The 14323-nt window shown below is 44.5% G+C and carries 15 protein-coding genes; 3 read left to right on the plus strand and 12 right to left on the minus strand.

Going from position 1 to position 14323, the window contains the following annotated elements:
* From murG to mraZ, 9 genes are read right to left on the minus strand one after another with little or no spacing between them, the layout of a single operon-like run.
* Window positions 1-1095: an undecaprenyldiphospho-muramoylpentapeptide beta-N-acetylglucosaminyltransferase gene (murG, locus tag GRFL_RS03565; protein WP_083643325.1), complete on the minus strand. Its 1095-nt coding sequence runs from the start codon at window positions 1093-1095 to the stop codon at window positions 1-3.
* The gene (locus tag GRFL_RS03570; protein WP_083643326.1) at window positions 1092-2300 is read right to left on the minus strand and encodes an FtsW/RodA/SpoVE family cell cycle protein; all 1209 of its coding nucleotides are present in this window, start codon (window positions 2298-2300) and stop codon (window positions 1092-1094) included. Before GRFL_RS03570 ends, murG begins: the two co-directional genes overlap by 4 nt.
* Before the next feature lie 18 nt (window positions 2301-2318).
* Complete coding sequence (murD, locus tag GRFL_RS03575; RefSeq protein WP_083643327.1) at window positions 2319-3656, minus strand: UDP-N-acetylmuramoyl-L-alanine--D-glutamate ligase; 1338 nt, start codon at window positions 3654-3656, stop codon at window positions 2319-2321.
* A 1-nt stretch (window position 3657) separates the two neighbouring features.
* Window positions 3658-4890: a phospho-N-acetylmuramoyl-pentapeptide-transferase gene (mraY, locus tag GRFL_RS03580; protein WP_083643328.1), complete on the minus strand. Its 1233-nt coding sequence runs from the start codon at window positions 4888-4890 to the stop codon at window positions 3658-3660.
* A gap of 1 nt (window position 4891) precedes the next feature.
* Window positions 4892-6358 carry a UDP-N-acetylmuramoyl-L-alanyl-D-glutamate--2,6-diaminopimelate ligase gene (locus GRFL_RS03585; RefSeq protein WP_083643329.1) on the minus strand — a complete coding sequence of 489 codons (1467 nt, stop codon included), beginning with the start codon at window positions 6356-6358 and terminating at the stop codon, window positions 4892-4894.
* Window positions 6355-8346 (minus strand): penicillin-binding protein, encoded by a 1992-nt coding sequence (locus GRFL_RS03590; protein ID WP_083643330.1) that lies wholly within the window; start codon window positions 8344-8346, stop codon window positions 6355-6357. Before GRFL_RS03590 ends, GRFL_RS03585 begins: the two co-directional genes overlap by 4 nt.
* 5 nt (window positions 8347-8351) lie before the next feature.
* Window positions 8352-8669, minus strand: coding sequence for an FtsL-like putative cell division protein (locus tag GRFL_RS03595; protein WP_083643331.1), 318 nt, complete (start codon window positions 8667-8669; stop codon window positions 8352-8354).
* Between the two features lie 7 nt (window positions 8670-8676).
* Entirely contained in the window at window positions 8677-9573 is an 897-nt protein-coding gene (gene rsmH / locus GRFL_RS03600) for a 16S rRNA (cytosine(1402)-N(4))-methyltransferase RsmH (RefSeq protein WP_083643332.1), read from the minus strand.
* Entirely contained in the window at window positions 9560-10027 is a 468-nt protein-coding gene (gene mraZ / locus GRFL_RS03605; protein ID WP_083643333.1) for a division/cell wall cluster transcriptional repressor MraZ, read from the minus strand. Before mraZ ends, rsmH begins: the two co-directional genes overlap by 14 nt.
* 291 nt (window positions 10028-10318) lie before the next feature.
* On the opposite strand from mraZ, the gene GRFL_RS03615 reads away from it, so the two are divergent.
* Window positions 10319-11083, plus strand: coding sequence for an alpha/beta fold hydrolase (locus GRFL_RS03615; protein WP_083643335.1), 765 nt, complete (start codon window positions 10319-10321; stop codon window positions 11081-11083).
* A gap of 11 nt (window positions 11084-11094) precedes the next feature.
* Window positions 11095-11703: a ribosome biogenesis GTP-binding protein YihA/YsxC gene (gene yihA / locus GRFL_RS03620; protein WP_083643336.1), complete on the plus strand. Its 609-nt coding sequence runs from the start codon at window positions 11095-11097 to the stop codon at window positions 11701-11703.
* On the opposite strand, the gene GRFL_RS03625 is transcribed toward yihA, so the two are convergent.
* Genes GRFL_RS03625 through gldB form a run of 3 tightly spaced genes read right to left on the minus strand, consistent with a single transcriptional unit; the run spans window position 11700 to window position 13354 of the window.
* Window positions 11700-12059 (minus strand): GTPase, encoded by a 360-nt coding sequence (locus GRFL_RS03625; RefSeq protein WP_083643337.1) that lies wholly within the window; start codon window positions 12057-12059, stop codon window positions 11700-11702. The two genes, yihA and GRFL_RS03625, sit on opposite strands and share 4 nt — an antisense overlap.
* On the minus strand, window positions 12060-12395 hold the full coding sequence (gene gldC, locus GRFL_RS03630) for a gliding motility protein GldC (RefSeq protein WP_083643338.1): 336 nt from the start codon (window positions 12393-12395) through the stop codon (window positions 12060-12062).
* Window positions 12395-13354: a gliding motility lipoprotein GldB gene (gldB, locus tag GRFL_RS03635; protein ID WP_083643339.1), complete on the minus strand. Its 960-nt coding sequence runs from the start codon at window positions 13352-13354 to the stop codon at window positions 12395-12397. The genes gldC and gldB overlap by 1 nt, the downstream gene beginning before the upstream one ends.
* 106 nt (window positions 13355-13460) lie before the next feature.
* On the opposite strand from gldB, the gene nadE reads away from it, so the two are divergent.
* On the plus strand, window positions 13461-14252 hold the full coding sequence (gene nadE / locus GRFL_RS03640; RefSeq protein WP_083643340.1) for an NAD(+) synthase: 792 nt from the start codon (window positions 13461-13463) through the stop codon (window positions 14250-14252).
* Window positions 14253-14323: the final 71 nt, after the last annotated feature.

The following is a 14323-nucleotide window of genomic DNA, read 5'->3' on the forward strand; positions in this document are numbered from 1 at the left end:
TTATTCGTTTATTAATTTTTCCACTTCCTCCGCGATCGCCGTCGTAGCATTCGGTAAAGCGAGCTTTTTAATATTTTCTGAAAACCGCTTTAAACGTGTTTCGTCTTTCAGCAGGCTAAAAAAACAAAGCTCAAAGCGTTCATTCAATTCATCTTCTGTTATCACCAGCGCCGCATCACGGTCAGCAATTGCCATCGCGTTCTTCGCCTGATGATTCTCTGCCACATTCGGGGAAGGGATAAAAAGTACCGGTTTCCCTACAATGCATAATTCTGAAACGCTTCCGGCTCCGGCACGGGAAATAATCACATCTGCCGCGGCATAGGCCAGATCCATCCGGTTCAGGAATTCACAAACCCGAATGTTTTGGGAATCGTATTTTTTATATTCCTCGTAGTAGAGTTTCCCCGTTTGCCAAACCAGTTGTATTTGCTCATTTTTGAAAGCTGCCAGGTGCATCTCGATCAGTTTATTGATCCTTCTGGCTCCAAGACTTCCGCCCAGGACCAGCACTGTTTTTTTTGCGGGATCAAGCTGAAAATGCTTCAAACCTTCTTCCCGGTTCTGTTCCACTTTCAGAAGGTCCTGCCTCACTGGGTTACCGGTGATGATCGTTTTTTCAGCAGGAAATACTGATTTTACCTGCTCATAAGCCGCGCAGATCGTATCAGCATATTTTCCGAGTATCCGGTTAGTAATTCCCGGAATGGAATTCTGTTCCTGGATAAGCGTTGGAATTCCCTTTGAAATAGCCACTCTCAGCAAGGGGCCACTGGCAAAACCACCGGTCCCGATTACTACATCCGGCTGGAATTTATTGATGATCTTGCGAGATTTGGATAAACTGCTCATCAGCTTAAAAGGAAAAACCAGGTTTCTCAAACTCAGTTTTCGATCAATTCCGCTAATCCATAATCCCTCAATATCATATCCAGCCTGAGGAATTTTCTCCATTTCCATTCGGTCTTTGGCTCCTACGAAAAGAAATTTGGCATCCGGATGGCGTTTTTTCAGCTCATCAGCAATAGCGATGGCCGGGTAGATATGCCCACCTGTTCCTCCTCCAGACAATATGACCTTCAATGGCTTTTTCATAAGGCTTCACTCAGGATATCAAGAGGATTTTCCTCTTCCGGTTCAATTTTATTCTGACTTTCAATAATTTCTTCTTCTCTTTTGGCACTAACGCTCAGGATAAGACCCAGCGAAATACAGGTCATCCAGATCGAAGTTCCCCCGCTACTTATGAGCGGCAGGGTTTGGCCCGTTACAGGGAACAGTTCTACGGCCACTCCCATATTGATCAGTGCCTGGAAAACCATTGGAATTCCCACGCCCATGACCAGTAATTTTCCGAAGATCGTATTTGCTTTCGTAGCCACTATAACGATTCGGAATAAGAGCAACAGGTACCCAAACATCACGGCAAAAGCGCCCACCAGCCCCATTTCTTCCACGATGATCGCATAGATAAAATCTGAAGACGACTGCGGAAGAAAATTTCGCTGAACACTTTTTCCAATCCCCACGCCGGTAATTCCTCCCTGCGCGATGGCAATTTTGGCTTTTTCAACCTGATATTGCTCTGTTTCTTTATCATTGCTGAAAAAGGTTTCAATACGGCTGGACCAGGTATCTACCCTGGAAGGTAAAACCCCGGGAAATGCCTTAGCCGTAAGGATAAACAGCGACAGCATCAGCAGCCCTGCCCCCACGATCGCGGCTAAATATTTTATTGGATACCCCCCTAAGAACATCAAAACCAGCACCATGCAAAAAATAATGGCCGTGGTGGAAAAATTGGCCGGCAAAATTAAGGCTAATACCACAAATACCGGTAACCAAAGCGGGATAATTGTTTCTTTAAAATTGACTTTCTGATCGACGATTTTAGACAGGTACCGGGCTACGTAAACCATCAAAACAACGGCCGCCAGCGTAGAAGACTGAAATGAAACGTTTAACAGCGGAATCCGGATCCACCTGCTGGCATAAGCGCCTTCAATGGTAGTTCCCTGCAAAATGGTAAAAATGAGAAGCGCAATCACAACCGGCAGCAATAAAATGGATATTCCGCGGAAGTAATGATACGGCACTTTATGAACAGCGAACAACAGGCAGAATCCCAACAATAAATGGAAGAAATGCACAATCAGGAAGCCAAAAGTTCCTCCGTCACCATGCAGATATGCAAGGTTACTACTGGCGCTGTAAACCGGCAAAAATGAAAATATTGCCAACAAACCGGCCACTGCCCAGATAACCTTATCCCCCTTTAATTGTGAAAAAATCGTACCCATTGATCTTATCGTCCTGTTTTATAAATTTCTTACGGCTTCTTTGAACTGTCTGCCGCGATCTTCGTAATTCTCAAAAAGATCGAAACTGGCGCATGCAGGTGAAAGCAATACGGTATCACCTTTATCTGCCAGCCTGTAGGCGATTTGTACGGCATCATTCATAGAAGTAGTCTCCACCATGGTTTCCACGATATTCCCGAAAGTGTTCACGATCTTGTCGTTGTCAACTCCCAGGCAAATAATAGCTTTCACCTTTTCATTTACCAGCGGAAGCAGGTCATCATACACATTCCCTTTATCCACACCTCCAACGATCCAAACGGTCTCGGTCTCCATACTTTCCAAAGCATAAAACGTGGCATTCACATTCGTAGCCTTGGAATCGTTCACATACATCACATTGTTAATCTTCAGCACTTTTTCAAGACGGTGTTCCACCCCCTGAAAATTTGCCATGCTCTCCCGAATCGTTTGTTTCCTGATTCGTAAAAGCTGCGCCACCGTAGCGGCTGCCATCGCGTTCTTCGCGTTGTGTTTGCCCTCAAGAGCAATATCAGATGTTGGCATAGTAAATTTGGTATTATTAATTTTTACAATTAGTTCGTTATCTTTTATAAATGCGCCCTCTTCCGGCTGGTATTCCAGTGAAAAAGGCAATTGCCTGGCTTTGACGGGATGATCTTTCAACCAGTCTGCAATGATCGGGTCGTCCCCATCGTAGATGAAATAATCATCTTCCTGCTGATTTTCAGTAATCCTGAATTTCGAGGCGACATAATTCTCGAGCTTGTATTCATAGCGATCCAGATGATCTGGCGTGATGTTGGTCAAAACGGCAATTTTCGGACAGAATTTTTCGATACCATCCAGCTGAAAACTGCTCAATTCCAGCACAAACCAGTCGGGTGCAGTATGCGCCACCAGTTCCGCAAAAGAATTCCCGACATTTCCGCCCATTTCTGAATTTACCGCCCCTTCCTTCAGCAGGTGCTGAACGAGATTGGTCACAGTGGTCTTCCCGTTGCTTCCGGTAATCCCGATCACCGGCACACTGGTAAACCACGAGGCGAATTCAATTTCTGAAATTACCTGAATCCCTTTCTTCCGAAGTTCTTTAACAAGAGGCGCAGCGTCTGGAATACCCGGACTTTTCATCACGACATCAGCCTGAAAAATGCGCTCTTCGGAATGTTTTTCATCCTCCCAGTCAATTCCAATATTTTCAAGAACGTCTCTATATTTTTGTTTGATCTTTCCCCTGTCTGAAAGGAAAACCTCAAAACCTTCTTTTTTCGCCAGGATCGCAGTACCTACACCGCTTTCCCCTCCGCCAAGAATGACGATCTTCCTGCTCAACTTATCGTACTTTTAAGGTTACGATGGTCAGGATAGCGAGGAAAATCCCCACGATCCAGAATCTCACCACGATCTTACTCTCGTGCCGCCCTTTCTTCTGATAATGATGATGCAGCGGTGACATCAGGAAGATCCTGCGACCTTCGCCAAACCGCTTCTTGGTATATTTGAACCAGCCCACCTGAAGTACGACCGATAGATTTTCTATCAGAAAGATTCCGCATAAAAGCGGGATCAGCAATTCTTTTCTCGTTGCAATGGCAAGAACCGCGATAATTCCACCTATTGTCAAACTTCCTGTATCCCCCATAAAAACCTGGGCCGGATAAGTATTATACCATAAGAATCCAACCAGCGCTCCCGCGAAAGCGGTGATGAAAATGGTCATTTCTCCCGAGCGAGGGATGTACATGATATTCAGATAATCTGAAAAAATAATGTTACCGGAAACCCAGGCAAAAAGCCCGAGTGTGAGAACGATGATCGCGGAAGACCCGGCAGCGAGTCCGTCGATTCCATCTGTAAGATTGGCGCCGTTTGAAACTGCTGTAACGATGAAGATCACGATTGGGATAAAAATAAGCCAGGCATAATTCACCAAATCCGGACTGATCCAATCGATCAGGCTCGCGTAATCGAACTCGTTATTTTTCACAAAAGGAATAGTGGTTTTGGTACTTTTCACCTCAGGACCCATATCGACCACTTCGGTTCTGGCGATCGCATTGCCCGTTGCGGCTGTTTCCGTAGCAACCGCTTTTGTCGTGATCTGCGGATGGAAATACATGGTACAGCCAACGATAAGGCCCAGGCCAATTTGCCCAATGACCTTAAATTTGCCTTTCAAACCTTCCTTGTCTTTTTTAAAGGTTTTTATATAATCATCCACAAAACCAATCACACCCATCCAAACAGTGGTCACCATTAGCAGGATCACGTAAATATTTTCAATTCGAGCGAGCAGTAATACGGGGATCAATGTAGAAATAATGATGATGATCCCTCCCATAGTAGGAGTACCGGCTTTTTCGCTTTGTCCTTCCAGGCCCAGTTCCCTAACGCTTTCCCCTATTTGCTTGGCTCTCAAATAATTGATGATCCGCTTTCCGTAGATCGTGGAAATTCCAAGCGACAAAATAATGGCCATGGCCGAGCGGAACGACAGGTATTCGAACAACTGAGCTCCTGGCAGCTGGTACTGATCTTCTAAAAACTGAAAAAGGTAATACAGCATCTTATTTATCCAGTTGTTTTAATAGTTCGTTCACGATCTTGAAATCATCAAAATCCAGTTTCTTTCCGTTCACTTCCTGATAGGTCTCATGGCCTTTCCCGGCGATCAGGATAATATCGTTCTTGCCCGCGAGCTGGCAGGCCGCTTTGATCGCGTCTTTCCGGTTGGTCACACTCATCGTTTTTTTAAAATTCTGAGGTTCCACCCCGGCTTCCACGTCTTTGATGATTTGCTCAGGATCTTCAGTTCTCGGGTTATCGCTGGTAAAGACCACCTTCGTACTTAAAGCCGATGCGATATGCCCCATTTTAGGACGTTTGGTTTTATCGCGATCTCCTCCGCAGCCCACCACGGTGATCAATTCTTCATTTTTTGTGCGGATACTATTAATCGTTTCCAGCACATTTTTCAGCGCATCAGGTGTATGTGCATAATCCACGATGGCCGTAATCTTCTCTTTTTCTGAAATGGTATATTGAAACCTTCCGTTTACCGAATTCAGCTCACTAATGATCTGAAGGATTTCGAGCGTTTCAAGACCAAGTAATTGCGCAGTCGCATAAATCGCCAGTACGTTATAGGCATTGAAATTCCCAATCAGCTTAGACCAGATTTCCTGATCGTCTACTTTCAGTAATAGTCCGGTAAACTGATTTTCCAGGATCTGCGCCTTATAATCGGCATACGATTTCAGCGCGTAGGTATATTTTTTTGCCCTTGTATTCTGAAGCATTACCGCTCCATTTTTATCATCAATATTGGTCAGCGCAAAGGCTGCAGCCGGCAATTCATCAAAAAAGCGCTTTTTCACGTCGCGATATTCCGCAAAATCTTTGTGGTAATCGAGGTGATCATGAGAGAGGTTGGTAAAAATCCCGCCCACAAAACGTAATCCGGTGGTTCGATGCTGATCTATTCCGTGAGAACTCACTTCCATAAAGCAAAATTCCACACCGGCGTCATTCATTTTTTTCAGGTAGTAATTGATGGTTAGCGAATCTGGCGTTGTACGAATCGCTTCGAACTCCTCGTCGCCAACCATTACTTTCACGGTGGAAAGCAACCCAACCTTGAAACCGGCCTTTTGGAAAAGATTATAAAGCAGCGTAGCAATGGTGGTTTTTCCGTTGGTTCCGGTAACCCCAACCAGCTTCAGATTTTCCGAAGGATTGTCGTAATAATTGGCAGCCATATAGGCGAGCGCTTTTTTAGAATCTTCAACCTCTATATAGGTGATTCCGTTAATACGCTCCTCCGGCATTTCTTCACAAACAATGGCAAGCGCCCCCTGGTTTTCGGCCTTCTTGATAAACTCATGACCATCAGAAACACTTCCGCGAATCGCCACGAACACATCGTTCAGCTTCACCTTCCTGGAATCGAAATGCAGCTCGTTGATGGTCACACCGGTATCACCGGCAACCGTATTCATATTTACTTTATAAAGTATGTCTTTGAGTACTTTCAACTTAAATCCAGATTTACCTGTTGGTTGCTTACTATTTTCTGTCCCGCCGTTACCGACTGTCTTTTTACCACGCCGTCGCCTCGCACCTTTACTTTAAGTCCCAGGTTCTCCAGAAGCGATACGGCGTCCATGGCCGGCATCCCGGTCACATCGGGCATCAGGATCTTATCGTTCTGGATCTTGGCGTAATACTGCTCGTAGTTTTTATCGGCCTTTTCATCCTCGATCTCCAGGGTTTCCAGGGAATCCATCACCGGGGTATCGGTATAGATCTTTCTGGCGATATCCTTAAAGACCGGGGCCGCAACGATATTTCCATAATATCCTTTGCTGCGCTTCGGTTTATGGATCACTACGATACAGGAATATTTTGGATCTTCCGCAGGAAAATAACCGGCAAAGGAGGCTATATATCTACCTGGTTCGATCCAATATTCGGTTTGACAGGTTCCCGTTTTTCCTGCCATGGAAAAATTTTCAGTATAAATATTGGAAGCGGTTCCACGCTCCACTACATTTTTCATCATTTCCCGCACTTTATGCGCGGTTTCTTTGGAACAAATCGCAGGATTCACCACTTCTTTTTCCAGTTTGAAAATACTGCGGTCGCGATCTCTTACCTCTCTGATAAAACGAGGTTTTACCATCTCACCATCATTGGCGATGGCATTATAAAAAGTAAGCGTTTGGAGCGGCGTGATTGCCAGGCCATAACCAAAAGCCATCCATGGAAGGCTTAGTCCATTCCAGTTTTTGTCTTGTGGGTGAGGAATTCGGGGGGATCCCTCACCCTTGATCTCAAGACCTATTTTATGGTTAAGCTCCATTTTATCTAATCGATCAGTAAACCTTGACGGGTCATCTCCGTAGGCTCCTGTAATCATTTTCGTAAAGGCAGTGTTCGAGGAAACCTCGAATGCGCGGGCAGCCGAAATTTCACCGTATCCACCGTGGTGTGAATCACGAACGGCACGACCATAGAAGCGAACAACCCCGTTTTCAGTATCCAGGACTTGGGAAGTATCAATCACTTTATCTTCCAGTGCCGCCACCATCGCCATCAACTTGAAAGTGGAACCTGGCTCATGCGCTTCGTACACCGCGTAATTTCTTTTTTCGTAATAAGACCCGTCTTCCGTACGACCAAGATTAGACATGGCTTTGATCTCTCCGGTTTTGGTTTCCATCACGACTACGGTGCCGTGATCAGCTTCAAAATATTCGAGCTGTCTCAACAGAGAATGATGCGCGATATCCTGAATGTTGACATCGATGGTGGAAATCACGTCGAAACCATCTTTTGGTTCTACTTCATTATTATCACTGATAGGCTTCCACTGTCCTTTGGCAATTTTCTGCTTCAGTTGCTTACCGTCTTTTCCGCGCAAATAGCTACTGAAAGCTCCTTCCAGACCTACGCGCGTATAGTAGCCATTTTCATCCCTGCGCTCGTAACCAACCGTTCTTTCTCCCATTTTCCCCAGCGGATGCTCTCTTACTGTTCGCTGCTCGGTAATGATCCCACCTTTATAAGCACCCAGATTGAACATGGGAAGGCTTTTCATTTTCATGTACTCGGAATAATCCAGGTTTCTGGCGATGAGCAGGTAACGCTGCTTATGAGCTCTAGCCTCCCGCAATCTCCTGGAATAATAGGAAGGTGCCTTTCCTAACATTTTTGAAAGTTCGTTGGAAAGCGGACCAATATTTTCTTCAAAGTTTTTATCAGAAACAGTGACCGCATCAAAGCGAATATCGTATTTCGGAACCGAGGTTGCCAGAAGGCTTCCGTTGGAATCGTAGAGGTTACCACGGTTGGCAGGAATGGTAAAATTACGAATGGTTCGCTCTTCTGCCAGCTCCTTATAATGCTCCCCGTGCACAAACTGAATGTTCAGCAGCTTAAACCCAACGGCGATCGCAAAGATGAAGAGGCAGCCGGCCACGAAGTACATTCGGTTCAGGATGCTTTTATCAGTTGTTGCCATTCGGTTTAGTCTTTAATTAAAACCTTGATTTTATTGGGTGGCGTATTCGAAGGAGCAATTCCCTTCGGCGCCATTTGATCTGCGATGGTAGATTCCATTTTCAGCTTCATCAGGTCTGAACGAACTTCTACGTGTTCGCTCCTTAACTCTTTCACCTCATTGGTCAGCTTGGCGATCTCATGTACTTTTCGCTCGGCACTATGCGAGCTGGCAATCATTATAATAGCCAGTACGGTACAAAAAACTATGAACCGCCAGTTTTTTACAGCATCTTCATTAATCAGAAAATTCGCCTTCAGTATGTTGTAAAAACCTTTTTTCATCTACTTCCTAAAGTTTTTGCGCTATTCTAAGTTTGGCGCTTCGCGCCCTGTTATTTTCTTTGATCTCTTCGTTTGAAGGAACGATTAACTTCCCTACTTTTTTAAATGGCACAGAGATATTCCCAAACATATCTTTCTCGGGCTCTCCCTTGAACATCCCACTCCTTATATATCGCTTTACCAACCGGTCTTCCAGCGAGTGATAAGAGATCAGGCTCAGCCTGCCGCCCGGTTTCAGGATCTCTTCTGTTTGAAGCAAAAACTCCTTCAATACCTCAATTTCCTGGTTTACCTCAATTCGAATCGCCTGGTAGATCTGCGCCAGAATTTTGTTTTCCCTTCCTTTAAACAGCAGAGGCTTCAAAATCTCATTCAGCTTATCACTATTTTCGATAGGCGAATCTTTTCGCTCGTGGACAATAGTTCGAGCCAGTTTGGGCGCATTCTTCAGTTCCCCGTATTCATAAAAGAGGTCTCGAAGCTGTGTTTCATCATACTCATTAATGACTTCATACGCACTTAATTTGCTGGTTTGATCCATCCTCATGTCCAGCTTGGCGTCAAAACGGGTTGAAAAACCTCTTTCCGCTTCGTTGAACTGATGCGAAGAAACCCCAAAATCACCAAGGATCCCATCCACCTGCTTCACCCCATAAAATCGCAGAAAGCGCTTCAGAAACCTGAAGTTTTCATTGATCAGCGTAAAGCGAGAATCTTTAATCGTATTTTCAAGAGCGTCTTTATCCTGGTCAAAAGCGAAAAGTTTTCCTTTTTCTCCCAGTCGGCTTAATATCTCCCTGGAATGCCCACCGCCACCAAAAGTGACATCCACGTAAACTCCTCCAGGCTGAATATTAAGACCATCTACCGATTCTTTTAACAGAACAGGATTATGATATTCCATCGAAATCGTCGTTGCCCATGACCTCTTCCGCTAATTCAGCAAAATCATCGGAAGCCGCGTCAATGGCGTTTTCATATTTGTCTTTATCCCAGATCTCCACAATATTGATTGCAGAAGAAAGAACGATCTCTTTCTCGATGCCCGCAAAAGCGGTGAGATCTTTTGGGATGAGGAGCCGGCCGTTAGTATCTACCTCCACGGTCTTTACTCCCGCAGTAAATCTCCTGATGAAGTCATTGTTCTTTTTCTTAAAACGATTTAGACCGTTCATTTTCATCATCAGCTTATCCCACTGACTCATCGGGTACAACTCCAAACATGGCTGAAATACAGAACGCTTCATCACGAAACCTTCCTGCAACATTGGAGCAAGCTGCTTTTTTAATGCAGCAGGAACCATAAGACGGCCCTTCGCATCAACTTTGCATTCGTATGTTCCAATGAGATTTACCACTAAAATTCTTTATAGAGCCAAATATATTGAAAATATTACCACAATTTACCACTTTTTACCACAATGTTGATAAGTTTTGCGTTTGTATGTTGCTGAAAACCTTTTAAATAGCCCTATTTCCTTATTATTCAGCGAATTGAAAAAGAGTGGAGAAAAGTGGAGAACACCGATTGAAATGAGCGCTCGGGATCAAAATTCCCACTCCGCACAAATCTCTTTGCAGTTGGTCAAAAATGATTATACTTGTATCGAAATCGCTATATTTGCGATTGCTAACCGCAAAGGCATTCAATGAAAGATCACTTAAAGCAAGAGGGAAAATTCACTTATCTTGAGAAAGGCGAAGGAACTCCGATTGTAATTTTACACGGACTCATGGGTGGGCTTAGCAATTTTGATGGTGTGGTAGATTACTTCCCAAATAACGGCTACAAGGTCGTGATCCCTGAGCTTCCCCTTTATTCCATGTCCCTGCTCAAAACCAGTGTGGGCACTTTTGCAAAATACCTCAAAGAATTTCTCGATTTTAAGGGATATCATAACGCCATTTTACTGGGAAATTCACTGGGCGGGCATATTGCGCTACTGGCTACCAAAATGTATCCTGAAGCGGTCAAAGCCCTTGTAATTACTGGTTCTTCTGGCCTTTATGAGAATGCGATGGGAGAAAGTTACCCACGACGCGGAGATTACGAATTCATCAAGAAAAAGGCTCAGGCCGTATTTTACGATCCTGAAGTAGCTACCAAGGAGATTGTGGACGATGTTTATGAGACTGTTAGCGACCGAAACAAACTGGTTAAAACGCTGGCCATCGCAAAGAGTGCCATTCGTCACAATATGGCCAAAGACCTGCCAAAAATGCAAACTCCTACCTGTATTATTTGGGGCAGAAATGATACGGTGACCCCTCCAGAAGTGGCAGAAGATTTTCATAGACTGTTGCCTGATTCCGATCTTATCTGGATCGATAAATGTGGCCACGCAGCCATGATGGAACACCCAGACGAATTCAACGAAGTGCTGCATTCCTGGATGAAACAAAAGCAGCTGTAAACCATACTGATATGAAGATCAAATCGGCGGAATTTGTGGTAAGCAACTCCAAGGTAGAGCAATGCCCGAACAGCGCCCTTCCCGAGTATGCCTTCATCGGAAGAAGTAACGTGGGAAAATCGTCGCTTATCAATATGCTTACCGACAGGAAATCGCTGGCAAAAACATCAGCCAAACCCGGAAAAACGCAATTGATCAACCATTTCCTTATCAACAAGAACTGGCACCTGGTGGATTTGCCCGGCTACGGATATGCCCAGGTTTCTAAATCTACCAAAAAGGTCTTTCAGAAGTTTATTACCGCATATTTCGAAAAACGCACACAAATGGTCTGCGCCTTTGTGCTGATCGATTCCAGGCATGCTCCCCAGAAGATCGATATGGAATTTATGCAGTGGCTGGGAGAACACAACGTTCCGTTTTGCATCATTTTCACGAAGGCCGACAAACTGAAACCAAAGGTTTTAGAGAAGAACATTCATAACTACCAGGCTGAAATGCTGGAAATCTGGACGCAAATGCCAGAATTTTTCATCACCTCAGCAAGCACTGGAACAGGTAAAGACGAAGTCCTGGACTACATTGAGGCGATCAACCAGCAACTACGGGAAAACGCTTAAATTCGCTCGTTTAGAACCCGGATCAATTCCTCAACATTTTCAAAACTCCACAGCTCGACTGCTGAAACCAGCAATTCCAGACCTTTAGGCTGCGCCATCAGGATCACCGGAAATTCAAACTGATACCCAAACTTGGAGGCATAGCTCTTCTGAAATTCATCCCGGTGTAAAAATTCTGTTTCCAGGGAAAGGTTTTCCCGAAATTCTTTCCACCGCCTTTTTTCTGAAACCGGCCCGTGCGTTAACTGGCACAAAGGGCATTCGTAAGTAGCGGGGCTCATGATCTTATGCAACGAATCCAGAAAAGCATTCGCCTTTCCAGATGTTGCATTATACACAAAAATGATCTTTTCCAATTACTGTTTCTTGATCTCGGTTTTTTCCGCGAAATAATCGCAGAAATCCTTCATCGTATCACGCATTTTATCGTCCTGGGTGGCACGATAATATGTATCACTCATAGACACCAGCGTTTGATGGAAAAACTTCTTCATTTCATCCATCGGCATGTCTTTGGTCCAAAGATCAATGCGCAGGGTTTCCTGCTGTTTACTATCCCAAACCGAAAGCATTACCGCCTTGGTCTCCTCTTTATAAACGTTTCCATCTTCCGCGCTCCAGGTCATTTCCTCCGGAATGTGATTCTCGTCGGTTACCACCTCTATGTTAATTTCAGATTTCTTGTAAGCCATTATTTTTTCGGTTTGTATTTCGCGTCATTAAAAATTTCTTCGGAAGGCGTCTTCAGCATTCGTTTCACGGAAACCTCGTTGTGCTCCATATAAGACCTGATGATCTGCCAACCTATATATTGCCCTAACCGGGCCGGTGATTCATTGTCCAGTTGAAGGTAAAATTTTGAAAATGGCGCCGGGTACAGAAACCGGGAATACAATTCAGAATCGGTATCGTACAACAGCTCATTTTCGATAAAATAACGCCAGATCTGGTCTTCATTGGCAGCTGCCCAATCCAGTTCTTCCGCGGTATACCCCATTTTTTCCGCATCGCTTTCCGCCGGAATAAAAAGCTGTTTCAGGTAGAGCAATTTTCCGTAGTACAACATATGCGAGAGAAAAGTGCGGGAATCGGCACGTGGCACCAATGTTTCCGCGATCTCATTGGCCGCATCGGGCAGGATCTGCGCTTTTCTAAAATTCTTTTTCAGGTAATCCTGTATCCCGATATAAAACTGGTGATCCTCACCCAGGTAGGTGTCCAGCGCAATGAACAGGTAGTCGCCGGTATACAGGGCCTTATTTTTATAATCCACTTCAGAAGTGATGGTAATCACCTCCGGCACCTGGAACTGCGGAAAATAATATTTCACATGCTGAAAGAGCGCGTGCAACTTATCTTCCTCCAGACTGAAATCAGGAAAAGCCTTGGCCACTTCAGTATTCAATTCCAGCTGAATGGTATCCTGAAGTTTGGCAAGCCAGACACTATCCGGATACTGCTCTGGAAAAAGAAAAGGATATTTGTTTTTCAACTTCGGAAGATCTTGCGGAGTAGCGGCAGCAAATTCCTGGTCAAATCGACTAATTTCGAGATCAACTGGAACTTTTTCGATCTGTTTTTCGGTTTCTGACTGCCGGTCACAGGCCAATAACAGAAGAATTACTAAAAAAACACTGATTTTTTTGAGCATACTATCCTATTGTGAAGGCTTTAACGCCAGTACCTTTCAAAAATTGGGTTTTAGTATTAGATTTGTGGGGCAAAGGTATCATTTACAAACTTAATCACCCAAAATTATGCAGACCGAAAAAGTGGCCAATCACATCATAGACTGGTTAAAAGATTATGCAACTAATGCCAATATGAACGGATTTGTGGTTGGCGTAAGCGGCGGGATTGATTCAGCCGTCACTTCTACTTTATGCGCCAAAACCGGAATGAGAGTTTTATGTTTGGAAATGCCAATTCACCAGGACAAAAACCAGATTTCCCGAGCCCGTAAACATATCGAAGAATTAGAGCATAATTTTGCCAATGTGAGCAGCCTGGAAGTGAATCTCACCAAGGTCTATGAGGTCTTCAAGCAGGTACTCCCGGAAGAACCAGAATCGGCGAATCTGGACCTGAGCCTTGCTAATTCCCGCGCTCGCCTGCGTATGACAACGCTTTACTATTTTGCAGGCCTTCACAAATACCTGGTTGCAGGAACCGGAAACAAAGTCGAAGATTTTGGCGTAGGTTTCTATACCAAATATGGTGATGGCGGCGTGGACCTCAGCCCAATTGCAGACCTTGTAAAATCTGAAGTATATGCGCTGGGTGATTACCTGAATGTGATCGAGGAGATCATGATAGCCAAACCTACGGATGGTTTATTTGGAGACAGCCGCACAGATGAAGACCAGCTTGGCGCCAGTTATGATGAATTGGAGTGGGCGATGGAAGCCTATGAAAATGGCAAAAAAGCCGATCATTTTTCAGGAAGAGAACGCGAAGTTTTTGAAATTTACCGAAGATTGAATACCGCGAACAGGCACAAAATGGTTCCAATCCCCGTATGTGAGATACCCGTTCACCTGAAGAAATAAACATCTTATCGATTAAATTAGCGAGTACTATTTTATAATGGTTCAATGCCTTAATTTAGGTTTAAGAAACA

The organism is Christiangramia flava JLT2011 (assembly GCF_001951155.1).
In the GTDB taxonomy this organism is placed as follows: Bacteria; Bacteroidota; Bacteroidia; order Flavobacteriales; family Flavobacteriaceae; genus Christiangramia; species Christiangramia flava.

Excerpts from the sequence above, each read along its gene's own strand:
- gldB (WP_083643339.1), bottom strand. The coding sequence starts at position 13,354 with ATGCTCAAAAAAATCAGTGTTTTTTTAGTAATTCTTCTGTTATTGGCC.
- mraY (WP_083643328.1), bottom strand. The coding sequence starts at position 4,890 with ATGCTGTATTACCTTTTTCAGTTTTTAGAAGATCAGTACCAGCTGCCA.
- GRFL_RS03570 (WP_083643326.1), bottom strand. The coding sequence starts at position 2,300 with ATGGGTACGATTTTTTCACAATTAAAGGGGGATAAGGTTATCTGGGCA.
- murG (WP_083643325.1), bottom strand. The coding sequence starts at position 1,095 with ATGAAAAAGCCATTGAAGGTCATATTGTCTGGAGGAGGAACAGGTGGG.
- gldC (WP_083643338.1), bottom strand. The coding sequence starts at position 12,395 with ATGGCTTACAAGAAATCTGAAATTAACATAGAGGTGGTAACCGACGAG.
- GRFL_RS03595 (WP_083643331.1), bottom strand. The coding sequence starts at position 8,669 with ATGAAAAAAGGTTTTTACAACATACTGAAGGCGAATTTTCTGATTAAT.
- GRFL_RS03590 (WP_083643330.1), bottom strand. The coding sequence starts at position 8,346 with ATGGCAACAACTGATAAAAGCATCCTGAACCGAATGTACTTCGTGGCC.
- GRFL_RS03615 (WP_083643335.1), top strand. The coding sequence starts at position 10,319 with ATGAAAGATCACTTAAAGCAAGAGGGAAAATTCACTTATCTTGAGAAA.
- yihA (WP_083643336.1), top strand. The coding sequence starts at position 11,095 with ATGAAGATCAAATCGGCGGAATTTGTGGTAAGCAACTCCAAGGTAGAG.
- rsmH (WP_083643332.1), bottom strand. The coding sequence starts at position 9,573 with ATGGAATATCATAATCCTGTTCTGTTAAAAGAATCGGTAGATGGTCTT.
- nadE (WP_083643340.1), top strand. The coding sequence starts at position 13,461 with ATGCAGACCGAAAAAGTGGCCAATCACATCATAGACTGGTTAAAAGAT.